At 58.3% G+C, this 22,869-nt stretch carries 18 protein-coding genes and 4 pseudogenes; 9 read left to right on the top strand and 13 right to left on the bottom strand.

The annotated features are described in order from the left end of the window. Positions 1-260: 260 nt before the first annotated feature. The 3 genes from ACVIGB_RS44430 to ACVIGB_RS44420 form a co-directional block, all read right to left on the bottom strand. Complete coding sequence (locus ACVIGB_RS44430; protein WP_456725277.1) at positions 261-899, bottom strand: flavin reductase family protein; 639 nt, start codon at positions 897-899, stop codon at positions 261-263. Positions 900-1,044: 145 nt separating this feature from the next. Next, positions 1,045-2,223: an ABC transporter substrate-binding protein gene (locus ACVIGB_RS44425; RefSeq protein ID WP_456725278.1), complete on the bottom strand. Its 1,179-nt coding sequence runs from the start codon at positions 2,221-2,223 to the stop codon at positions 1,045-1,047. A 554-nt stretch (positions 2,224-2,777) separates the two neighbouring features. Continuing rightward, the gene (locus ACVIGB_RS44420) at positions 2,778-3,605 is read right to left on the bottom strand and encodes an enoyl-CoA hydratase/isomerase family protein (protein WP_456749407.1); all 828 of its coding nucleotides are present in this window, start codon (positions 3,603-3,605) and stop codon (positions 2,778-2,780) included. Between the two features lie 889 nt (positions 3,606-4,494). Between ACVIGB_RS44420 and ACVIGB_RS44415 the strand changes: the two genes are divergently transcribed. Next, positions 4,495-5,373 (top strand): alpha/beta fold hydrolase, encoded by an 879-nt coding sequence (locus tag ACVIGB_RS44415; protein WP_456724546.1) that lies wholly within the window; start codon positions 4,495-4,497, stop codon positions 5,371-5,373. A gap of 1 nt (position 5,374) precedes the next feature. Here the strand turns inward: ACVIGB_RS44415 and ACVIGB_RS44410 are convergent, their stop codons facing one another. The 4 genes from ACVIGB_RS44410 to ACVIGB_RS44395 all read right to left on the bottom strand — a co-directional run bounded on the left by ACVIGB_RS44410 (position 5,375) and on the right by ACVIGB_RS44395 (position 9,861). Further along, positions 5,375-6,349, bottom strand: coding sequence for an alpha/beta hydrolase (locus ACVIGB_RS44410; RefSeq protein WP_456724547.1), 975 nt, complete (start codon positions 6,347-6,349; stop codon positions 5,375-5,377). 452 nt (positions 6,350-6,801) lie between these two features. After that, on the bottom strand, positions 6,802-7,758 hold the full coding sequence (locus tag ACVIGB_RS44405; RefSeq protein WP_456724548.1) for a LysR family transcriptional regulator: 957 nt from the start codon (positions 7,756-7,758) through the stop codon (positions 6,802-6,804). A gap of 167 nt (positions 7,759-7,925) precedes the next feature. Further along, the gene (locus tag ACVIGB_RS44400; RefSeq protein WP_456724549.1) at positions 7,926-8,789 is read right to left on the bottom strand and encodes an MBL fold metallo-hydrolase; all 864 of its coding nucleotides are present in this window, start codon (positions 8,787-8,789) and stop codon (positions 7,926-7,928) included. 139 nt (positions 8,790-8,928) lie between these two features. Further along, entirely contained in the window at positions 8,929-9,861 is a 933-nt protein-coding gene (locus ACVIGB_RS44395; protein WP_456724550.1) for a D-2-hydroxyacid dehydrogenase family protein, read from the bottom strand. A 745-nt stretch (positions 9,862-10,606) separates the two neighbouring features. On the opposite strand from ACVIGB_RS44395, the gene ACVIGB_RS44390 reads away from it, so the two are divergent. Both ACVIGB_RS44390 and ACVIGB_RS44385 read left to right on the top strand, forming a co-directional pair. Beyond that, the gene (locus tag ACVIGB_RS44390) at positions 10,607-11,602 is read left to right on the top strand and encodes an NADP-dependent oxidoreductase (protein WP_456724551.1); all 996 of its coding nucleotides are present in this window, start codon (positions 10,607-10,609) and stop codon (positions 11,600-11,602) included. A gap of 447 nt (positions 11,603-12,049) precedes the next feature. Continuing rightward, positions 12,050-12,901 (top strand): MBL fold metallo-hydrolase, encoded by an 852-nt coding sequence (locus tag ACVIGB_RS44385; RefSeq protein WP_456724552.1) that lies wholly within the window; start codon positions 12,050-12,052, stop codon positions 12,899-12,901. 327 nt (positions 12,902-13,228) lie between these two features. Here ACVIGB_RS44385 and ACVIGB_RS44380 read toward each other — a convergent pair. Continuing rightward, a pseudogene (locus tag ACVIGB_RS44380) lies at positions 13,229-14,188 on the bottom strand (IS481 family transposase); the annotation flags it as partial. Between the two features lie 325 nt (positions 14,189-14,513). Here ACVIGB_RS44380 and ACVIGB_RS44375 point away from each other — a divergent pair. Then, a complete protein-coding gene (locus tag ACVIGB_RS44375) occupies positions 14,514-14,774 on the top strand; it encodes a hypothetical protein (RefSeq protein WP_456724553.1) in 261 nt (86 codons plus the stop codon). A gap of 589 nt (positions 14,775-15,363) precedes the next feature. On the opposite strand, the gene ACVIGB_RS44370 is transcribed toward ACVIGB_RS44375, so the two are convergent. Next, positions 15,364-15,765, bottom strand: a complete 402-nt coding sequence (locus tag ACVIGB_RS44370; protein WP_456749331.1) for a hypothetical protein — start codon at positions 15,763-15,765, stop codon at positions 15,364-15,366. A gap of 161 nt (positions 15,766-15,926) precedes the next feature. Next, positions 15,927-16,913 (bottom strand): aldo/keto reductase, encoded by a 987-nt coding sequence (locus ACVIGB_RS44365; RefSeq protein ID WP_456724555.1) that lies wholly within the window; start codon positions 16,911-16,913, stop codon positions 15,927-15,929. Positions 16,914-16,927: 14 nt separating this feature from the next. Between ACVIGB_RS44365 and ACVIGB_RS44360 the strand changes: the two genes are divergently transcribed. Together ACVIGB_RS44360 and ACVIGB_RS44355 are read left to right on the top strand one after the other, a co-directional pair. Continuing rightward, positions 16,928-17,578, top strand: a complete 651-nt coding sequence (locus ACVIGB_RS44360; protein ID WP_456724556.1) for a TetR/AcrR family transcriptional regulator — start codon at positions 16,928-16,930, stop codon at positions 17,576-17,578. 70 nt (positions 17,579-17,648) lie between these two features. Then, positions 17,649-17,876: a hypothetical protein gene (locus tag ACVIGB_RS44355; protein WP_456724557.1), complete on the top strand. Its 228-nt coding sequence runs from the start codon at positions 17,649-17,651 to the stop codon at positions 17,874-17,876. Positions 17,877-17,918: 42 nt separating this feature from the next. On the opposite strand, the gene ACVIGB_RS44350 is transcribed toward ACVIGB_RS44355, so the two are convergent. Next, positions 17,919-18,197, bottom strand: coding sequence for a hypothetical protein (locus tag ACVIGB_RS44350; RefSeq protein WP_456725322.1), 279 nt, complete (start codon positions 18,195-18,197; stop codon positions 17,919-17,921). Between ACVIGB_RS44350 and ACVIGB_RS44345 the strand changes: the two are divergent. Next, positions 18,115-18,377 (top strand): annotated as a pseudogene (locus ACVIGB_RS44345) (hypothetical protein). The gene ACVIGB_RS44350 and the pseudogene ACVIGB_RS44345 sit on opposite strands and share 83 nt — an antisense overlap. A gap of 27 nt (positions 18,378-18,404) precedes the next feature. Here the strand turns inward: ACVIGB_RS44345 and ACVIGB_RS44340 are convergent. Continuing rightward, positions 18,405-18,602 carry a hypothetical protein gene (locus ACVIGB_RS44340; protein WP_456724558.1) on the bottom strand — a complete coding sequence of 66 codons (198 nt, stop codon included), beginning with the start codon at positions 18,600-18,602 and terminating at the stop codon, positions 18,405-18,407. Between the two features lie 546 nt (positions 18,603-19,148). Here ACVIGB_RS44340 and ACVIGB_RS44335 point away from each other — a divergent pair. Further along, a pseudogene (locus tag ACVIGB_RS44335) lies at positions 19,149-19,742 on the top strand (GAF domain-containing protein); the annotation flags it as partial. Positions 19,743-20,273: 531 nt separating this feature from the next. Continuing rightward, positions 20,274-21,131, top strand: a pseudogene (locus ACVIGB_RS44330) (sigma 54-interacting transcriptional regulator); the annotation flags it as partial. A gap of 96 nt (positions 21,132-21,227) precedes the next feature. Here ACVIGB_RS44330 and groEL read toward each other — a convergent pair. Continuing rightward, positions 21,228-22,856 carry a molecular chaperone GroEL gene (gene groEL / locus ACVIGB_RS44325; RefSeq protein ID WP_092124754.1) on the bottom strand — a complete coding sequence of 543 codons (1,629 nt, stop codon included), beginning with the start codon at positions 22,854-22,856 and terminating at the stop codon, positions 21,228-21,230. Between the last annotated feature and the right edge of the window lie 13 nt (positions 22,857-22,869).

Raw genomic sequence — 22,869 nt, 5'->3', positions numbered from 1 at the left:
GTTGAATCAAGCCCACCTCTCGACCATAGCACTGAAGTCGTGGATCCCTTTTATCCATCCAGCGTCGTAATGTTGCGCGATAGTGGCCGGACGCCTTTAGCAAGCCCACCTGCGCGGAGCATGCGGTCGGCGGGCGTCCGGCTACTCGTAACCTCACCCACTCTCCGATCAGCGTTCGTCGCGCCGCATGCCGGTAGCGTAACTCCTTTGGTCGCAAGGATTTGCAAGATGTCGTGCATTTTCTCGCTCCGACAGAGTGGTTAAGAACCATGGAACGCGGGCTTGCTGGTTCCTGGGAGACGCTCCATCTCGAACATTCGATCCTGCGTGACCTCTAGATAATCGCCGCCGCGACCGGCGCGCAGAATCGGGTTCGCTAGCGCCGTCTGATAGACACCATCCTTGATCAACGACATATCAATGTAGACGGCGACAACTTCACCGAGGACTAGCCATCCCTCTACTTTCTCGCCCTTCCAGTTCTTGAATTGAACGATTTCCGTTACCTTGCATTCCATGGCCGCGCGACTTTCGAGCACCCGCGGGACGTCAACATGTTTACTGGGCGCGGCCGTCAAGCCGGCCAGCTGAAACTCGTCCACGTCGTGCTCAACGGGCAACGAGGTACGGTTCATCTGCTCAGCCAACTCTTTGGTCGCCAGGTTCCAGACAAACTCCCCGGTCTCGGAGACGTTTTTGACACTGTCCTTCCAAGAGATCGAAGCAAAGCCCAAGATAGGCGGGTCATAATTGAAGGCGTTGAAAAAGCTGTATGGAGCTAGGTTGAGCTGACCCTTTGCATCACGCGAAGAAATCCAACCAATCGGGCGCGGTGCAATAATCGCGTTGAACGGATTGTACTTTAATCCGTGCCCTTGCGAAGGCTCGTGATAATGCATGTTGCGATGGTTCAACTTCGAATGCCCCTGGTTTCGTCTGCGATGACGTCTTCACAGCGCTGGCGCACGCGCTGCCTTCGTTCAACAATCGACTTATGGTGTTGCAACCCGCACCAAGCGATTCATCAGCCTGCTCGTTGCGAGTTTAGCCTCCGACTTCGCCATCGATAACGGGACCGAACAACTCCCAACTTTCGCCCTTGAAACGCATCATCTGGAGCTGTTCGATCGGATAAAAATCGGTGGCGCTGGTGTTGATCTTGATGCCGGGCAGCAAGCCTGCAGGCTCGAAGTCCTTCAAGTTCGCCGCTTGTTTCATTACGTTGGCGCGGGTGAGATCGTCGCCGCACTGCCGCAGCACACGGACCATGGTTTCCGCAAGCGCATATCCAGACAACACCAAGGAGTCGGCCTTGTTGCCCTCAGGGAACCACTTGTCCATGAACGCGACAAACTCCTTTACGTCGGGATCGTCTTTCCAGAGTGGATCAGCTCCATCTTTGGTGTATTGCGCTGAGATGATCCCCTGCGCGTTTTCGAAACCCGCCGGCTTAATGACGCTGGCTACGGACGCGCTGACGTTGACAACAATCTGCTGCGGCTTCCAGCCGAGCTCCGCAATCTTCTTGATCGCCTGTGCCGCGAATTTCGGTGTCGAAAAATTAACAAAAACATCGGCACCGGAGGCCTTCAGCTTGACAATATGACCGTCGATCGTGGGCTCGGATATTTCATAGGCATCCTCGACGACAATCATTGAGGCCGCCTTCGTGCCGAGACCGTCCTTGAGACCCTTCAAAATATCCTTGCCAAAGTCGTCGTTCTGATAAAGCACGGCAATCCTAGCGTCGGGCCTCTCCTTCATAAGGAATTTGGCGTAGATTCGTCCCTCGCTCTGATAACTTGGCTGCCAGCCCATCGTCCAAGGGAATTCCTTCGGGTCGCCCCACTTTGTCGCGCCAGTGGCGACGAACAGCTGCGGCACCTTCTTGACGTTCAGGTATTTGTGAACCGCTGAATTGCTAGGCGTCCCCAGCGAACTGAAGACCAAAAGAACTTCATCGCTTTCGACGAGCCTGCGAACTTGCTCCACCGTCTTTGGAGGACTGTACGCGTCGTCATAGGAAATGAAGTTGATCTTGCGACCGTTGATGCCACCCTCGGCGTTGATTTTCTTGAAGTACGCCTCTTCAGTCTTGCCTACCACGCCGTACGCCGATGCCGGACCGCTGTACGGCATCGTGTTGCCGATTTTGATCTCTGCGTCTGTTGCACCGGTATCGAATTTTTTCTGGGCAGCGGCGCCGCCGTTGACCAAGGGCATCGCGACGATTGCAATCGTTATTCCGCGCTTAAGGATTGTTAACGGCATTTCGCTTCCCCTACATCTTCTGCGCCTTGTCGTGGATGGACACCAGACAGCTCCTTGCCAGCACGATCACCTACCAAGACGGCGAGGAACGGCAGCGCGACGAATGCCGCGCCCCCTAAGAGACCGTTTGCAATGCCCTCGACGATATTGGCACAAATGATCGAGCCCGCCCCCACGATCGATCCCAACAACCACCCATGCCGCCGTCGACCACCATGCCAAGGAGCGGAGAGATCGCCGGCAAATTAGTGCAGCCAACCCCGATTGTTTATTTGCTTATCGTTCGCGTCGATCGCCGCAGAGGCTAAACTATCGGCGTCACGGCTAGAACGTCATTTGTGCCACCTTTTCGGACGTCAAATAATCTGGGTGGCGGTACCAATCGCACACAATGGTATCCGGGATCGAGACCGATCTCTCATTGGCGTAGCAACGAGAAGATCCGGCAGCGCCATGAGCGGTCGCAATCCTCGCCGTCCTTAAGACGAGATACGCATCCACCGTTGTCAGCTCTCCCCTCCACCGATATAGGCGCCGAGGTTGAGCTCGATTTCGACGGTCCCCTTTCCGCCGAGCCGCCGGCCGAGGGCTAGCGTGCGCGCCTTGAAGCTCGGCCAGGCGAGCGAACCCAGATATTCGCCATAGGCCGCTAGAAGATCGGCATCGGGTGGCAGCGATGCCCGATTGATCTGGGCTTTGGCTGCGGCCAGCGCCTGTCGGTCGAACGAAGCCAAGCGGGTAGCGAGCCTCTCGACAAACCCGTCAAGCTCGGCGTCGGGCAGCGCGCGCGTCACCCATCCCCATTTCTCCGCGAAATCGGCATCATAATCGTCGCTGCTCAGGATTGCCTCCAGGGCGCGGTCCCGCCCGACGAAGCGGGGCAATCGTTCGCTGCCGCCGCCGCCGGGAAGAATACCAGTGCCGACCTCGGGCTGACCGAAGATCGCCTTCTCGCGGCTGGCGTAACGAAGATCGAGCGCAAGCGTCAGCTCGTTGCCGCCGCCCCGGGTCCTGCCCCGGATGGAAGCGATGCTAATGAACGGGGCCTCGGTTAGGCGCAAGACAAGATCGGTCCAAACCGGTTTGGCATTGGCGCCGGGCAAAACCGGGAATTCCGCGGCTTGACTGAGATCAAAGTGGTTGATGAAGAACTCTGGCAGGCTGCTCGTAAACAGCGTGACCTTGATGTCCGGGTCGTTGCTCAGCGCGACAACGAGGTCGTGCAGCCGCGAGACGGCATCGGGCACCAGTAGGTTCGCGGGAGGGTTGGAGAATACGACCCTCGCGATATGTGGGCTCAACCGTTCCAGGACGACGGTGCTAGATTGCGTCATCTTCTGCTCCTGTTGAACTTCTCGGGGCAGCCGCGCAGGTCGTCGTCGCCTCGGCTTCGCGTCGAGCGGTAAGTGGCCGCCCATGCGTCGGTCAAACGGCGGGTTCTGGTCCCGCCGCAAATCGCGAGGACTTCGCACCTTCGCTAAAGCTAACTTCGGCGCTCCACATCGCCAACGCCATAATTGCAACCATTTGAGACAACCATCGCGGTCAACGCAAGTAGTGCCGCGCCGCCTCCCTCGGATGTTTCCCAAAGACTCCGGCCGCAAACCCGTGCGCCACCACGTGGCGGGGACAGGTGATCCGCGCAAGCATCCGTCGGGCCGGTTGGAGGCCGCGTTACTCGAGCGCCTCTACAGGGGTCCGCAGTCGCCGCGCACGACGCGCGACTGAACTGGCGCGAAGCCGCTCGGCTTTGCTCGCGTCTCCCCGATGGCCGCCCGACGGTTGCCGCCTTATCCTGAGTTTGCCTCGCGGCTAACGGATTGTGGTCATCATCTATTAATGCGAGCATGCGAGCTCTGCTGGATTACCGCAAATGAGCTTTCTTGCATCCACATGAAAGGGATTCACATGCAGCGGTCGTGATCGCGCCTGCCGCCATTGTCCACGTGTCGTCTCTTCGACCATCACGAGGCTCGGCAGTTTGGGGCCCACTGCGGAGACACTTCATCTCTCGCGGCCGGCGATCAGGTGCCAGATTTATTTTCTGATGAGATACTTCTGCGACACGCTCTTTGTGAGAACAACAAGCCGCGGCGCCGAGCTAGCAATCGCGAAGTCTGCTACGATCTTCATTCGACCGCGAAACTATTGCCCAGCCGCTAGTGACGTTGGCTGAGCAGTACGTTCGACCTCTACAACACGCCGACCTCACTGGAACCGACTATGAATCAGCACAACGATCTTTTCCCCGGCTTTGACTCCCGCTCCATCGAAACGAAGGCGGGACGCATCTTCGCACGCACCGGCGGCAACGGTCCGCCGCTCCTGCTGCTACACGGCTATCCGCAGACCCATGTCATGTGGCATCGGATCGCCGCCACACTTGCTGAACGCTTCACATTGGTTATTCCTGATCTTCCGGGCTACGGCTCTTCCGATATACCGGCGACTGATGCGGAACATACGCCATACACAAAGCGCGCAATGGCCGGAGTCATGGTCGAGGTCATGGAGAAGCAGGGTCACAACCGTTTCGCGCTACTAGGCCATGATCGCGGGGCGCGCGTCGGATATCGTCTCGCGCTGGACCAACCAGAACGACTCTCACGTCTGGCGGTACTCGACATACTTCCGACCTATGACTATTGGGCGCAACTAAGCCGGCAATCAGCGCTGCGCATATTTCACTGGACATTTCTCGCTCAGCCCTACCCTGTCCCAGAGACTTTGATTTCCAAGAGCACGGACGATTTCTTTGGGCCTGCCTTCGCGAAAGGCTTCGATTCTCGGGCGGTACACCATTATCTCGACACACTACGAGATCCTGCCCGTGTTCACGCGATCTGCGAGGACTATCGCGCGGGCGCCTACGCCGACTTCGAACACGACAAGGCCGATCGCGAGACCGGAAGGACAATTGCTTGCCCGCTTTTCGTCGCGTGGGGAGCTCTAGGCATCGCTTCGGCTGCGGCAAGTCCACTTGAAACCTGGAAGGCCTGGGCTACGGACGTAAGTGGCTCGGCCGTGGAAGCCGGTCACTTTCTATGCGAGGAAAATCCGGAACAGACCCTTTCTGTTCTCATGCCTTTTCTCACCCAATAACTTAGCCAAGCGCTCGCGCTCCGCGCACTACAAGATGGCGGAGGAACCACTCCGTGGCGTCCGCGCTGACATGCGGGAAGTGCTCGGAATACGGAGCGAAATGATCACCGGGAATCATCAACAACTTCTTCGGTTCCCTCGCCCGGCTAAACGCGTCGAGCGAAAGCTCCGGCGGCACCAATTCGTCGCCCAACGAGACAATCATCAGCAGCGGAGTCGGCGATATCCAAGGAGTATAGCTGGCGTTGTCAATGCCCCACCATAGGTCCACTGACCGTAGAGTCACCTCGTTGCGCCAGCGTGGAGCAATACGTCCCTGTTCTATGAAGTAGTTATATGCAGCGTCGCCCGGCATTATGCACAGCTCCGACGCGACATTCGAAACCGCCTTTATCGTGGCCGGCTCTCCTCCATGAAAGCGTCGTTCCCGATCCTGATCGAGCATCTTGAGAAACTCTGGTCGCTGATCGGGCCGTACCGCACGCCGGAACGCTTCAAATCCACTAATAGCAGGTATTTGTGAGACGACACATTTTATCCGCCTATCATGCGCGGCCACCTCAAGGACGTGACCGCCGGAGTAGCTGGTGCCGAAAACACCGATCCGAGACGGGTCGATGTCGTTACGGAGAGACAGGTATGTAATTGCGTCCCGATAGCCCCGACGTTGGAGCATGGGATCCGCTTCCTGACGCGGTTCGCCATCGGACTCGCCAAAATTGATGTTATCGTACGCCAGAACGGCTATCCCGGCTGACGCGAAATGATCGGCAAACTTCATGATCGAGCCTTCTTTCACACCCGTCATCCCGGGCGCAATCGCAATAGCAGCGGTCGGCTCCGGCGCTCTGGGACGAAGAAACACTCCGCGCAGCGTTACGCCGCATGATGGGAAAGCAACTCTTTCCAGGTCATACGAATATCCATTGGGTCCTCGCGATGGATTATCCTCACTGAGAACGCTCGTGCTACTCATGTTCAATCTCCATGTTGATAGCGCTGCCTACCAAAACGCTTCGTGAGAGCCGACGAAACGCCTCCCTCGTCATGATTGACGAAACTGTCCAGTAAGCGGATGCCCTAGGCATGACCCCGATGACGCGCTGAACCGGGCTCGCTGGAATATCTGCCACGGTGGCCATCGCGAGGGTGCATTGCGCCCGCAACGCTTGATAACCAATCCATAGCAGAGTTGTCCGATGCTAACCCGCAGCGCGCTTGCTAATATCTGTAGAACCCCGCAACATTTTTGCGGCATACGGAAGACCACTCTATGAAACATAAAGCGGCGGCCTTAGCGGCAGCTTCGCCAATACCTTCGTCCACCAAGATCAACGTATGCTTAGTGACGAGGCGGATGCCTTGGAAGCTGCCGGCATGGATTCAGGCACGCTAGAGCAGTGCTAACGGTAGGCACCTTGATGCTGCCTACCGAGGCGCCGCGTCCTGGTCCAGCCTGCCGTTGAGCCAGTATTTGGAAGCCCTAAGCTCTCGCTCGAGAAACTGCCGGACCTGCCTAGTCTGCTTTCGCAGATCACTCTCCTTTCGTCGCAAGAGCCAAACGTCGAGTGCGGCCACTTCGCTCGGCAAAACGCGCAACAGTCCTTCTGCTTCGGCAAATGGAATGGCCAGCAGTGCCAACCCGAGTCCCAAGGAAGTTGCCGCAAACTGTCCAGCAACCTGGGAAACCTTGACTCCATGACCTAAAGCTTCGGCGGCAAGAAACCGAGATATCAAGCCCGGACCCACTTCTGCTTCGCGGCGCGGGCTTGGGATCTCGGGTGTCTGTCCGATCAGGCAGTGATTGGCTAGATCACTTAGTGATTGCGGTGCCGATCGTGACTTTAGATAGTCCCGGGACGCATAAATCCCGAACGCGATCTGTCCTACTCTCTTCCCCACCAACTCATCGTCGCCCGTCCGTCCAATTCTGATCACAAAATCAAGGTCACCGGAGGCCAGGCTGTGCTGATGAGCCGTAGAATATATCTCGAACTGAACGCCATCTCCTATTTCTCGAAGCGGCTTCAGGCGGGGCAGCAACCAATGCTTGGTCATACCCTCGGACGCGGAGATCCTTACGATCGACGATCTCGTCCCAATCTGTTGCCGCACTTCTTTCTGGAACGCCTCAAACGCACCTATCATGTTGACGGTTGACTGCCGAAGCGCCTCCCCCTCTTGAGTCAGCGCCACGCCAGCCGGAGTACGAAACAAGAGCGGCGCACCAACGTCACGTTCGAGCTCAGTGAGACGACGGCTGAGCGTGGGCTGGCTGATACCGAGCTGGTGCGCTGCCCGGTTCATGCTCCCCAGCCGCGCGACAACGAAAAAGAGACGAAAGAGGTCCCAGTTTGTGCACTCCGCAAGGCTCATTGCTGCCATATCAGAACGCTTCCCCCTGTGCACAATCTCGCCAAGGGCCCTCCTAGCCAGCCTCGCGTTGGTCAGACGTCTTATCGACTGCACGGACGCGAACAACGTCACAAGCTTGCCCGCTTTTCATCGCCCCCACTAATCGTGACCCGACTCACCGATCGATCCGCCTGCTCTCACACGGCGCTCTTCGCTTTGCGAGCGCTGGACCAAAGTGATCCGGGATTGATCCTATCGGGATACAACTCGAGCATGCGCTGGTAGAGCTCAAGCGCCGAACCTGTTGCTCGGGTCAGGGAAACGAAGGTCTTAATGTAGTTTCGGGTCTTCTCAATATGTGAAGGGTTGCTGTCCGGGTCGAGCGGACCGTGTCCGACGACGACCGCCCTGGGATTGAGCGCTTCGATCTTGTCCAACGCGGCGAGCCATTCCTGGTACCCCGTCGCATCTGTTTCGGCGAGGTATGGGTGAGTTTCATTGTAGACGGCGTCGCCTGAAATCACGAGATCGATCGATGGTATATGGAGTGCGGTTGTATCGTCAGTATCGGTATGCCCCGTGTCGACTACGCGACAATCGTGGCCCTCCAGAGTAAAGTTGTCCGCATCGAGCTCATCGGCCACGATCAGACGCTCCGGAATCTGATTTGGCCATCGCTGGCGCCAATTTGCCACGATTTCGGGCTCGATCGTACGACGCATTGCTCTTACGACGTTCGGGCGAGCCACCATTCGCACTTCCGGAAATCTCTTCTTTAGAATCATCAAACCAAAGAAATGGTCCGGGTGCCCGTGCGTAATATAAATTTGCGTTAAGCGCTTGCCCTTGGCCGAAATCCAGTCGGCAAGCTCCTCGTTGTGCGCCCGGCTGAGGAATGTGTCCACCAACAGCGACTCGCTCTTGCCGGTGATCAGCGTAACAGCGTTTGTCACCCACGCGAGCGCCTCCTTACCGGGGGGCACGCCTTGCGTGGCGCTACCGCGCTTCTTGATAAGCAGCCCCCATTGGAGCCGCGCGTCTCCCTGCTCGCCAACTGACATTTAACGGCTCCCAGGCCACTTGATCATCAGAGACTCTTAGCGTCTATTCTAAGGGAGGCCACTGAACCGCAAGGTTAGCGGAAGCACCCAGGCTAGCGAGCTCGGTACGGCAAGATTGCGGGCTTTCAACAGCCCCCGCTCATCTATCGGCGTCCAACCAATCACCGATGTTCTTAACCGTATCTCCGTAGAACGTTCGATACAGATCCTTGGCCACGTAGGCCACGTGCGGCGTTGCCAACACATTGTCCAAATTTCTGAGTGGATGATCTGCTGGCAGGGGCTCCTGTTCGAAGACATCGAGCACCGCTCCACCGATCTTGCGCCGCTTGAGGACGTCGACTAGCGCACTCTCGTCGACGATTGGCCCGCGAGACGTGTTAATCAATCTCGCCGTTGGTTTCATCAGGCCCAACTCGCGAGTACCTACAAGGCCCCTGGTTCGATCGCTGAGCACAAGATGAATGGTAAGCAGATCGGATTGTTCGAATAGCGCGTCCTTTGAGACGAGCTTCGCGCCGGCGGCTTCCGCGGCCTGAGCCGTCATGTTTTGACTCCAAGCGATCAGCTTCATTCCAAAGGCCGCCCCGATCCGAGCCACGGCGCCTCCCACGCGCCCGAGACCCATGACCCCCAACGTCTTTCCTTCGAGTTCCTCTCCGACTCCGACTTGCCAGCCTCCACTTCGCACTGAATTGCTCTCGGAGACGACATTCCTGACACTCGCTAGGATGAGCGCCCACGTCATCTCAATCGTGGGAGTCGATCGGTAGCCCGTCCCTACAACCTTGATGCCTCGTTCTTCGGCGGCATTAACGTCTATCGCGGCATTTCCAGGAGCGGTTGAAGCGACGAGCTTTAGCCTTGGTAACCGTGCGATCAGTTCGCGCCGAATTGGAGTTCTTTCGCGCATGACGCAGATGACGTCGAACGGCTCCATCCTGCGCACCAGCGCCTCGAAGTCGGACATATGATCGTTGAACACCGTGATCTCCGCTCGCCCCTTGAGATCCGTCCAGTCGGCCATTTCGAGAGCAACGTTTTGATAGTCATCCAGAATGGCAATCTTCATGATGAACCTCAGGGGGCCAGCTGTTGAGCACGTGCGATTTGTCCAACACCATACGGACGAGACTAGATGACGGGTCTGGCGGTAACGCCATGACGACCACCAACCCGATCACCATGACCTTCCAGCGTTGATCGGATCAATTGCGATTTTCAAACCCATTAGTGAGGCTTCGCACGGCGCGAAGCAGCCTGTCGATTGATCGCTGTCATCTGCTGTGTCGCGTTCAACGGTCATGCGAGGCGCACCTCGCAGGTACGACGATACGAGGCTCGACCGTGTATCGGAATGCCGTTTTTGCCACCTTTCCAGACATCGCCCAACGCAGGATAACGTCTCGGTTCACGGGCCGGGACACGGTTGCTGAGCCACACATTGGTCGCCAGCAGGGCCCTTCCTCGATACCGAACGCTTTCTCGTCGTTCATGCGCTGATCGTACCAATGACTTGGAACGGCACCGACATCACGAAGGACGCTGCCACTTCTCAAAGCGCGCAGCCTTTCGCCAGGAGCCAAGCAGTTCGGCCGCGCCCGCATTCGCTTACTGAAGAACCGTTCTTCACATTTGTTGAACCGGATCACAGCGCAATGGGTTTAATAACTCCGCGCCGCGGCGATGGATGCGCGCACTCGACAGCCGTCCCGTACCATAGGGAACGCGGACCAGGCCGGACGGGATAGGCACTACGCGCGATGACGACCGCCGTTACGCAATTCAATTGGTACTCGCAACGCTACGGAGTTCACATGAAAGCGGCATTCCTGACTGGATTCGGCGGCAATGAAGTGGTGAAGTGCGGCGATTTACCGGAACCGGTGCGCGGAGACGACGCGGCTTTGGTGGAGGTTCACGCGGCAGGCGTGAATCCTGTCGAGGTGGTTATCCGGCAAGGATTGTTCGCGGCCCTTCCTGCGAATTATCCGATTATTATGGGATTCGACATATCCGGGGTCGTGCTCGAAGCCCCCGGCGGGTCGGAGTTCAAATCCGGCGACGAAGTGTTTGCGCGGCTTCCTTCCGTCTATGGTGCGTACGCAGAACGGATTGCGATACCACCGAGGCTGCTAGCTCGCAAGCCAAAGACGGTTAGCCATCAGGAGGCCGCGAGTCTCCCGACCGTTGCGCTGACCACCTGGCAGAGTTTCAATGAGCGGGCTCGCTTGAAAACGGGCGAGAGCCTGCTGATTCAGGCCGGCGCCGGAGGAATCGGCTCCTTCGCCATCCAACTTGCCAAACATATCGGCACTAAAGTAACCGCAACGGCTAGCGCGGCAAATCTCGATTTTCTTAGATCCCTCGGTGTCGACACCGCGGTAGACTATGCAGCTCAACGATTTGAAGACAGCGGCCCGTTCGATGTCGTATATGATGGGGTCTGCGGTGACCTTATCGTTCCGTCGATTAAGAGCATTCGACCAGGTGGTCGCTACGTTGGACTAAGGCGCGTTTCGGATGAGCGAGCATGGCTCGAGTTCGGCGAACCAGCGGACGTTGCCGCAAAGATCGCCCAGCACAACCTTCCCTTCCGCACGCTAGCGACCGAGCGCGGCGTCGAATTCCACGGTCCACTCACCCGCTCCGACGGCGGCCAACTTGCTGAGATCGCCGCTTTGGTGGACGCTGGAACGATCAAGCCCATCGTCACACAAGTATTCAACCTCTCCGATCTACCAAGCGCTTATGATATTTTGGCCCGCGGCCGAACAAGGGGCAAGTTAGTTATCGCCGTGAAACAGCAGTAGCGGGCGAGCCTCGGATCGAGCGATGTCAAAGAGTCCACCGGGAGCGGACGGTCGCGATTGTTCCTGACGACACGAACGCGCTTGCCGGGCAGCCTGCCGGACGGCCCTTAAACGCCGAACGCATCGATCTTCTCTGATCAGTTCGCTCGGTACATCAACACGCCGCGCTCTGTCAAAATAATCGCAGCCGATTTGTTCGGGAGCACTCCAAGCACCGAGCGTCAGAGCGACGACGCCCGGACGCATGACCCAGTCAAGCTCATCAGCCGAACCGAGCGGCCCGGCTCCCACGATTGCAGACACATCAACGACAAGTCGTATTTGCCACGTTTTAAGACATCACACCTAAACACGCTTGCCCCTCAACAATTAGGTGAGATACGTACGGTTACACGAACGGCATCATATCAAAGAAATGCTGCGCGTGGTTCGACTGGGAGGTCGGTCATGTCGAGTTGGCAGGTAGGTGCGGTGAAGATCAGCCGCGTCGTCGAAATCGTGGTCCCGTTCCCGGAAGGTACGATCTTTCCGGAGGCCACGTTGAAAACACTAAAACCGACCCCTTGGCTGATTCCACAATTCGTCACAGAAGACGGCGCGATTCCGTTGTCCGTGCATGCGTTGCTTGTCGAGACGTCAAGACAGAAGATTATCGTCGACACCGGCATTGGCAACGACAAGCCGCGACATCTGTTAACCACGCTAGGCATGCAACCACTATCAACCCCGTTCCTGCAGCACTTGGCAAACGCAGGCGCAAGTCGAGAGACTGTTGATCTGGTCATCAACACCCATTTGCACATTGATCATGTAGGCTGGAACACCATGCTGGTGGACGGACAGTTCGTCCCAACCTTTCCGAAGGCACGGCACCTCATTGGCAGCTACGAGCTCGATCACTGGCGCCGCGAGGGTGACGAAGAGCAGCAAGTGATTATGGCGGACAGCGTGCAGCCGCTCCTCGACGCCGGGCTGGCTGACCTAGTGGGTCCAAACGACCGCATCTCTCCGGAACTCTGTCTAATGCCCTCCCCAGGACACACGCCGGGACATTTTAGCCTATTGATTGAATCGGAAGGGCAACGAGCGGTACTTGCAGGAGACATCGCACACCACCCCGTCCAAATGGCGCATCCTGAGTGGCATACCGGCTTCGATAGCGACGTGCAGCTTGCGATAGACACACGCAAGAGGTTGTTTAGCGAATGGGCCGATCAACCGATCTTGGTTTTTGGTGGCCATTACGGACCAGGATACATAAAGCGTAACGGGGCAGTGTACCGGTTCGAAGCGGTCTAAATCTCCGCCGGCCGCTGCACTTGGGCACGGACGGCAGCGTGTTGAACAAAAACATGCGCAACAGGAAGGCCGTTGACGCGCCGTGACAGCGTAGCTGTCGTGCACGGGCTGAGACGGGAGCCAGCGAACTCTTTGCAAGTCTACGTCATCTCCCGACGGGACAACTGATCATCAAAACAGTACCGAACCCAGCTATCACGAATAAGGCCAACTCGAGCCCACGTTGGCGGCTAGCCATGAGGCAAGATGAGCGTTGACCTCGATCGGTTTTTCTTGGGCCATCCAATGGCCTGATGAGATCCGCCTCACAGTGAGCTCGCGGCAATTGTTCAGTCCCGAGGTCAAGTGGATGGGATCGAGCCGGAAGCGGTCTGGCTCGTTTGCCCAAGCTGTACATGTGGCTTCGTAGGGTGTGAGGCCGCGTAGCGTCTTCAGCCGCTTGGCGAAGTTGTAGCCATCCAGGAAGGCGCCGAGGTGATCTTCGAGTTGGCGCTTGGTCTCATAGTGGTATCGCCGGACGGTTGCCTCCTTCAGTGTTCGGTTCATCCTCTCGACCTGACCGTTGGTCCAGGGATGGTTGGGCTTGGTGAGACGATGCTCGATGCCATGCCCCCTGCATGTCCGGTCGAAAGGATGGCCGCGCCACGTGGCGGTTGGACCTGATCGGTTCTTGGGCAGGTCGGCGAATTGGATGCCGTTGTCGGTGAGCGCGGTGTGGATTTTGTAGGGGACGGCCTTGACCAGGTCGTTGAGGAAAGCCTTGGCGGTGGCAACCGTCGCCTTCTGCATCAGCCGAGCGAAGGCGTACTTCGAGGTGCGGTCCACAGCCACAAAGAGGTAGAGCTTGCCCTCCTCGGTGCGGACCTCGGCGATGTCGATGTGGAAGTAGCCGATCGGATAGGCCTTGAAAGGCTGCTTGGCAGGCTTGTCACCGACGACCTCGGGCAGGCGGCTAATCCCGTGGCGTTGCAGGCAACGGTGCAAGGATGACCGCGTCAGATGGGGGATAGTCGCCTGCAGAGCGTAGAGGCAGTCATCGAGAGGCAGCAGCGTGTGCTTGCGGAACGCAACGACCGTCGCCTCCTCCTCTGCCGTTAGAACCGTCGAACGCACGATCTTCGGACCCATCGGCGCATCGTGAACAAAGGTCCGCTTGCGCCACTTGGAGACCGTCTTCTGATTAAGACCGTGCTGCGCGGCCAGATCTTTGAGCGGAGCCTTCGATCGCTGTATCGCTGCTCGGATGGCGTGCGTGGTCGTGGCGCTGCCGTGAAGTATCTGTCCCATAACCCCTCCCGGAATGAGGGATCAGCTTGGCTGATTCCCCCACACTCCGGGACCAGACACCTAGTTCGATCGCGTGTCGCCAACGCGGTGCGTGATCTGATAACCCCTTAATCACTCAAAACGGGGGTCGCGGAAGTGTAAGCGCTGTTTCGTCCCCCGGCTCCGGTGCTTGTCGCGGGCGAGGGGACGATCTCTTTGAATAAACTGGCGTATGTCAGCACCGATACGCTTAGGGTATCCCCTCGGCACATGGATACTTCGGGTCTCGCAATCGCAGGCTGTTCTGGTATCTTCAACAAGCCACTGATTGTAAGGAAAGCCGATTATGGAAGTACCCAAGAATGAGATTCTGGTCGCCATTTCGCGAGTATCATTGCTTATCCAATTGATGCGCTTGCTCCTGCGGGAGCGCGCGCTCGAGTGCGATCAGACGCCAGAAGACATTTTAGCATGGAGCGAAGATATCAAAAGATTTTACGAGCAACACGCGCCCCCAGGCCCGGCCGAATCTTATCTCACCGCAGCGGCGGACGAGTTCTTTAATCAGCTGGCTCTTGAAGTGAAGCAAGATCGGGAAGACCGATAAGCGATCGCAGATCGGTGCAGTCAAGGATCTGCGTCGTTCTCACGCCACGGCTTTGAGGTCTTAAGGTCGATAGGCCCACGGAAGCCACTGATCGATGCCGCTATGGGACCAGCATAATGCAAGCTGAACGTCGCCACGCTCGGCCAGCTTGCCATAGCCTGCGTAGCCGCAGGGGGCTCTCATGAGAGACTACACCAAGCTTTACACTAACGGCGCTTGGGTTGCCCCGCTGGTTGGGCATACCGTTGATGTTATCAATCCCGCAATCGAAACCCCCGCCGGCACGATTACATATGCGACGGCGGAAACAGTCTGGGCAATCGGTCCCTACGTATGAGCAATCGATTTGATCGGTCAGCTGTCGAGATTGCGGAAGTCGATCCGCATGGCTCGCGCGCCGACCGACTTTGGTGCTCGACGTATCAGGCCGCGCGCATTGCTCATCCCCTGCACCCTGATCCACTCGACCAATTTACCTGGCGCAGGCTCCACTCGCCCCGAGCATGGATGATCGGGGCGGAAAGATGTACAGCATTAGCTTCGCTCCGCACCTGGAACGAACCTGGAAGCGCCGGGTCGTAGCGTGCGTTCATCCATGTTTCGCTTGCGGCGTAATCCGAATGGATCTGTAAAGCAGATACACCACGAAGAATTGGATAACGCCGATGAAGAGCGGTCCAGCAAACTTCCCAGGATCATGTTGAAACAGGCCGATTCCGGCATCCAACACTTGTATGCCGCCCGCGAGCGTGCCCAGGATCAGCAACGCAGACATCGCTCGTTTATAGATTGCCACGAATGTAAACAAGGCGAGCGGAATTATGCGCGCCGCCCCGTACATCGCCAATAGGAGGGCTGCCTGCGTTGGAGTCGAGCCGGGAGGCACCACGACCTCCGGATGGAAGACCGCCGCAATGGTAAAGCCAGTCGCGACCAGGACATTGATTGCGGTGAACAACGAAGCCAGCCGCGTCGCATTTGTGGTTGTCATTGGTTCTTCTCTCCGCGTGCACTCGTCATTGACATGAACTTCCTCTCTTTCGTTGTGCTCTCCAGAGCGCCATCCGGCGCGCCCCCAAAATCATTGGACTTGCGTTTCGTGGAATAGCGGCAGAAGCGAGTAGAGGCTCATTTCCGCGCATCACCTCTTCCTTACCTCCCTGCGTCGCCCCTGCGGAATTCGATGCTGACTTCGTCCAGTCTCGTCCTCAACGCGCCGTCTAGCTTGTAATCCACTGCGGCCAGGGTGTCGGTCAGCTGCTCGACACGGCTTGCGCCAAGAATGACGGAAGTAACGGTAGGATTTGCCAGCAACCAAGCGACCGACAAGATAGTGATTGGCGCTCCATGCTGCTTGGCAATGTCCTGAACTCTAGCGACTGCTTCGAACTCACGCTCGTGCCAATACCGGGCATGATAGGCCTGTCCGAATCCGCCGAGCTCGGTCGAAAAGCGCCCTTTCTCAGGCGTATCGCCGTGCTTGTATTTGCCGCTCAGAAGCCCCCCGGCGAGAGGATTGAAGGGAATCACTGCGAGACCTTCTTCCTGCGCCAATGGGAACAGTTCTCGCTCAACTTCACGGAACAGCAGATTGTAACGTGGTTGCACCGAAACGAAGCGAGTTAGCCTCAGCGTGTCCTGCCGTCCCAGTGCTTTTGCCAGACGGTAGGCGAGAAAGTTTGATACGCCGATATAACGTGCCTTCCCTGAGCGGACGATCGTATCCATAGCCCCAACCATCTCGTCGATCGGGGTAGTGGGGTCGTCCATATGCAGTTGGTAAAGATCAACGTAATCCGTATTCAGGCGGCGCAGGGATGCGTCGACGGCGTCGAGCAGGTGCTTTCGCGAACTTCCTGCATCCCAGGCGGCCGGTCCCATTTTTCCGCCGCCCTTCGTGGCGAGGATAAATCGTGCCCGTTTATTACTGAGCCAACGGCCTGCGAAGATTTCAGCACCACCGGCCTCCGCGCCAGGGGGATATAGGTCAGCCGTATCGATGAAGTTGATCCCCGCCTCGGCTGCCCTATCGAGCATTCGGTGGGCCTCTTTCTCATCCGTTTGCTTTCCGAAGGTTCCTGTTCCGAGGATCAAACGAGAGACCGTCAAGCCCGTTTGACCGAATTTCGTGAACTGCATAAGCACACCAAATAATGATGATGGTCATCATTATTAATGATACACTGTCATCGTGTCAAGCGATCTACAAGGAGCGTCACCGGATGCGTTTAACTAGAGAGCAAGCCAAGGAAAATCGGCATCGCATCGTTGATACTGCGTCGCGGATGTTCCGTTTGCACGGCATGGCGAATGTTGCTGTCGCCGACATTATGAAGGAATCCGGCTTTACGCACGGCGGATTCTACAACCACTTTGAATCCAAAGACGAGTTGGCAGCGGAAGCTATTGCTTCTGCATTCGATGTTGTCACGCGTGGAATATCTGAAAAGCTTGCGTCCGGAGAAACTCGACAAGACTCGCTTTCATCGTTCGTCGAGCAGTATCTTAACCGTTCGCATCGCGACACTAAATCTGGAGGATGCCCAGCATCAGCCTTGTGCGTCGACGCCGCACGAAATGGGAAAGCGGTTCAAAATGCCTTCGCCAAAGGCATTGAAAGCTATCTCGATATGATCGCCGCGCAAATGGATGGAGACGAACAGGAAGCAAGGCGACAAGCTATAGCTTTGTTTGGTGGCTTAGTAGGCGCAATGATGCTGTCTCGTGCCGTGAGAAAAGGTGATCCGACACTTTCCGACGAACTACTCAATTCGGCGCGGGACATTTTCAAGCCAAACAATTGAAGTGTCCCGAGATGTGATGTTTCGGCGCGGCCGGATGGTTATTGCTGTTCGGAGACAGAAGCCGCGACCCATGCAACCGGACGACGCCGCCGTGTACGATCTCTGCATGGACCTAGCAAAGGATCACGTGGTAAGCGACGCTACATTCAAAAAGGCGCGCGCACTTTTCAGCGACCAGCAAATCGTCGATCTGATCACGGTCGACGGCGTCTACACGACACTAGCCATGTTGAGCAATACGGCTGAGGACATCCCAGGGGGCAAGATGCAGCCCCTCCAACCACTGCCAGCGCGCTGACTTTCTGCGGGCCTCACCAGCTCGGAAGGTCAGTGACCGGCTTCACTCAGCCGAAGACAGAAGACAGTCGGGACGCGATGCTTCTTTAGCCATCCACTGCAAGCGCGCCTGAAGCGGATAATTCACAGCCGCGTGCTGGACTTCAAGCCTTGAGCTTCCGCCGTTGAAATCCCAGCCTTGTGTCAGCAGCCGGAACGAATGACGGACAAAACGATTCGCCGTATCAGGAGCTATTCCTATGCTGATGACAAGTGAACGAAGACCGGCGATACGGACGATGCGCGGATGGGCGATTGACGTGCTCCAGGAAGCTGGCGCCATCCGCGAGTGCGAGGAGCACGGTTGGATGCAGGACCGCGCCGATCCGCATGCAAGGGAGCGAGCGAGCGATATCGCCCGTGAAGACCCGCCAGCAGGGTCTCCACTGATGCACCGGTGGCCGGGGTTCGCGACGTGCTGAACTCGATCGGTGACATCTGCCCAGAATGTCCTCCTGATTAGAAGGACCGGTGCCGAGCATAACAGAAACTAACCCCGCGCGCGCCGCAGTGTAGCTTCCAGTCGCTCCTTCTCCTTATCCCAGCGGGCGTTTTCGGCCTGCGATCTCTTCTCGAGAGCCTCGACCTCGGCCTGGATGGCGGCGGCCCGCTTCGCGTGCTCTTGCTCGGCCTTGTCCAGCGCAGCCTGCGCCTTGTCGACCGGCTGCGTGCAGCCACCGATACCCACATTCGGTCGAGGTAGCGATTTGACTGACGTCACCACTTTCGACTGACGTAACCCTGATCCTGAACGTAAGTCCCTTTCGACGGCATTCTGACCGCCGCCGTTGTCTCCCGGTTGGATACCCGGAATCGCCTCCGCGCTTGATCGGATGCGGCCCGGATGTCCATAGCTGCGGCCGGTGTGGATGGCCGAACATACTATCGAGCGCCGCCCAATTCTCTGATGCTGCGCCGCACTACAGCGCGCCTAGCCCCAATTTTCGAACAGATCGAGCCGCGGCCCGGCGGAACTTCGATCGCTACCTTTGCTAGAACCATTCAAAAAGGATAGGCTGATCTGGTCAACGGGTACGAGAGAAAAGCCTGGGACGTTGGGGACGTGAGACGCTGAAGGGGTTGCTTGATCGGAAGGCGGGGTCGTCTTCACGGCGGTGCGGCGGATCTGGAATTCGATTCAGACGGCCGTCACGGCGGCCTGGACGGGTCTTGCCGTCGGACTTTGCGCGAGCGAACCGGCAGTTGCGGCAGGTAGTCCCCCGCATTCAGGTGAATGATCGCAGGGCCCGTCATGAGCGGGTGCAGCACCTTTCACGTCGGAGGAGCCGGGATGGACCAACGAGAAGTGCTGGCGGCATGGGAGAAGTTCGTCGAGCGCGGAGCGTTGTCATCCGACTTAAGATCATCGGTCGCAGCGTCGTGGCAGCGATCCAGGAACCATCGCGTCACCGTCGACCGTGCGCGAGCGCCGCTCGTCGCGGACGCCGAGCTGTTTCGTCGTCGCTCCAAATACGCGCCGCTCCGTCATGCCGCCCGCTGCGCTCTCGAAAATTCAAAAACATTTCTACGCGATGCAAACTCAATCATGATCCTCACCGATCCGAGTGGGCTGATCATCGATACGCAGGGCGACGACAGGGTCATTGACGCCGGCCGCGCAGTCCATCTCGAACACGGAGGTCGCTGGAGCGAGGCCGACATTGGCACCAACGCGATTGGCGCCGCGATAGCCGAATCGAAACCTGTCCAGATTCACGGTACAGAGCATTTCTGCTCGGAGGTGCAGCGGTGGACTTGCGCTGCCGTCCCGGTTCATGACCCGACCGATGGCGAACTGCTTGGCGTGGTCGACATCTCGGGTCCTGCGAGCACCTTCAATCCGCAGAGCCTGGCTTTGGCCGTCGCGGTCGGCCATCACGTGGAAAGCGTCCTGGCCCAATCGGTCCGACAGGAACACGAGGAGTTGCTGTGCCGCTTTCTCGGCAAGAGATCGCAATGGGCGAACGATGAATGCATCGTGCTCGATCGTCGTGGCATGATCCTCCACGCCACCGAGCGTGCCCTGAACGCACTCCAGCATGATCGCCACGGCATTCACAACGACGCGCCAACCCGCTTTTTGAAGGCGGTTCCCTTCGATGAGTGGCCGAGCAGGCTGAAGAAGCTGCTTCCCAACGCGAGCTTCAACTTCGTCGAGAACGAACGCTCCGGCATCGGCGCAATCGTGGTGCTGCATACGCGTCGACGCCAGTTGATCACGCATCCCGACGCCCCGAAATCGAGATCCGAATCCGAAGGCCGCGAGACCGCGAGTTCATCATCCGCCCGAAAGGATTCAAAGCCGGAACCATGGTCTCTTCAGACCATGGCCGCCAGCTTCGTTGCGCACGACCCGGCGGTCCGAGCCATCGTCCGTCAAGTCGAGACCGCGGCAGCACGCAAGATGCCCATCCTCATCCGCGGCGAGACCGGAACCGGCAAGGAACAGCTTGCCCGCCACGCCCATATCGCGAGTGGGCGAACCGGCGCGTTCGTTCCTGTGAATTGCGCCGCCCTGCCGGAAAGCCTGATCGAGAGCGAGCTGTTTGGCTATGCCGAAGGAGCATTCACCGGGGCGCGGCGCGGCGGCTCGATCGGACTGGTCAAGGAGGCCGACGGCGGCACGCTGTTCCTTGACGAAATCGGCGACATGCCTGTCGCGCTGCAGGCGGTGCTTCTGCGCCTGCTCGACGACTGGACCGTGCGCCCCGTCGGCGGCGTCAGATCAAAGGTCGATGTCTTTCTCATCTCCGCCACCAACGCCAGGTTGGACAAGGCCATCGCCGAAGGCCGGTTCCGATCCGACCTGCTCTATCGTCTCAATACGCTCGAGATCACTCTGCCGCGACTTCGGGATAGAAACGACTTTGATGCCATCGTTCGCCATCTGCTCAATACGATCGACCCGAATTGCGAAATCACTCCGACCGACATTGCGCATCTCGCCGCACGTCCCTGGCCCGGCAACGTCCGCGAACTCCGCAACGTACTGGCGCGATTCAGCCTTTCCGCTGCGGACGGAACTATCAACGGAGCCAGCGCGGAGAACATCGTTCACCCCGCCGGAACGGAGTCCGGATCACTTCACGACATCCATCGCGCGCGAATCCTGGTGGTTTATGCCGAGACCGCCGGAAACGTCAGCGAAACCGCGCGCCGTCTCGGCGTCTCAAGAAACACCATCTATCGCGCTCTCGGGCAGAAGCGGCCCGAGTGATGCCATAGCGCCTCGAATCGCTGGATGTTGCGAGTATCGCAGCCTGCCCGGCTATCGACGGAGCGCCGGTCGCTTCGAACCGATGATCCGCTCCGTTCAGAGCAGCTCAGCACCACCACCTCGGGCCGGGCCGGCGGTCGGATCGTAATCATCCGGCTTCTTGGCGATCAAGGTCTGCGTCGTCAGGATCAGTCCGGCCACCGATGCCGCATTGCGAACCGCGCTGTAGCAAACCTTGACCGGGTCGATGATGCCAGCTTCGACAAGATCGACCGCCGAGCCATTGCGCACGTCGAGCCCGTGGCCATTCCTGGCCTTGGCAATCTTCGCAACCTCCGCCTCTCCGTTCAGGCCGGCATTGGCGGCGATGTAGAAAAGCGGCCGACTGAGTGCGCGTTGCAGCAGTTCGGCGCCCTGCCTGGCGCCTCCATCCAGGCGATTGATCAATTCGTCGAGCCTTGCAGCGATCCTCAGCAAGGCCACTCCGCCACCCGGCACAATACCTTCTTCGAGCGCAGCACGGGTCGCGTTGATGGCATCCTCGATCAACTGGGTCCGGCGTTTTTGCTCGACCGGCGTCGCGCCGCCGGCGAGAATCATCGCCGTGCCGCCGGACAGTTTCGCGATGCGCTCCTGGAACTTGTCCCGTTCGATATTTTCGGGAGCGGCATCGTATTGGCGCAACACCTGTTCGCGTCGCGCCGCGATGGTCTTCTGATCGCCACCTCCCGCCGTGATCAGGGTCTTCGAGGCGGAAATGCGCACCTGGCGCGCGGACCCGAGGTCGTGTAGTTCCGCCTTCTCGAGCCTTCCGCCCAGATCAGCCGAGATGACGCGCCCTCCGGTCGTGATCGCAATATCCTCGAGCATCGCCTTGCGCCAATGGCCGAACTCCGGCGGGTGAATCGCGGCGACCTTGAAATTGGATTTCTCCCGACGCGCCAGCAATTGCATGATGACCGATGGCGCTACTTCCTCGGCGATGATCAGCAAAGGTCGCGCGCTCTTCTCGATGAGCGAGATCACACCGGCGAGTTGCTCCCCGGCCTGGATCTTGAGATCGGTCATGATGATGAAGGGATTGTCGAAAACCACCTGCATTTTCTCGACATCGGTGACCATGTGATGTGAAAGATAGCCGCGATCGAAGGCCATGCCTTCGACGATTTCCAGCGTCGTCTCGACCGTGTTGCCGAATTCCACCGCGACGATTCCGTGATTGCCGGCGCGCTCGAAGGCTTCGCCTACCATGTCGCCGAGCGCCGTGTCGTTGGCGGCAATGCTCGCAACAGCCCGCAGGCCGGCAGGCCCCTGCAGCGGTTTCGCCGACCGTCGTAACGCCGTGATGGTTTCAGAAACCGCCAGCTCCAGCCCTTCAACCAGCTCGACCGGATTGGCGCCGGCCGCCAGACACTTCAAGCCTTCCTGCACAAGAACATCGGCGAGCACGGTGGCCGTGGTGGTGCCGTCCCCCGCCACCTCATTGGTTCGTGCTGAAACCTCGCGCAACACCTGCGCGCCCATATTCTCAAACGGGCATTCAAGTTCGATTTCGCTGGCAATGCTGACGCCATCGCGCGACACGATCGGCGTGCCGATCGGTCGGTCCATGATCGCGTTCATGCCCTTCGGACCCAGCGTCCCGCGTACCGCCTTGGCGAGCTTGGCGACGCCCCGGCCGAGCGCGGCCCGCGCAGCTTCATCGTGCAACATGATCTTCGGCATTCTAAATCCCCAA

The sequence above is a fragment of the Bradyrhizobium sp. USDA 4341 genome, assembly GCF_054063755.1.
This window is presented reverse-complemented; position numbering and strand designations above follow the sequence as displayed.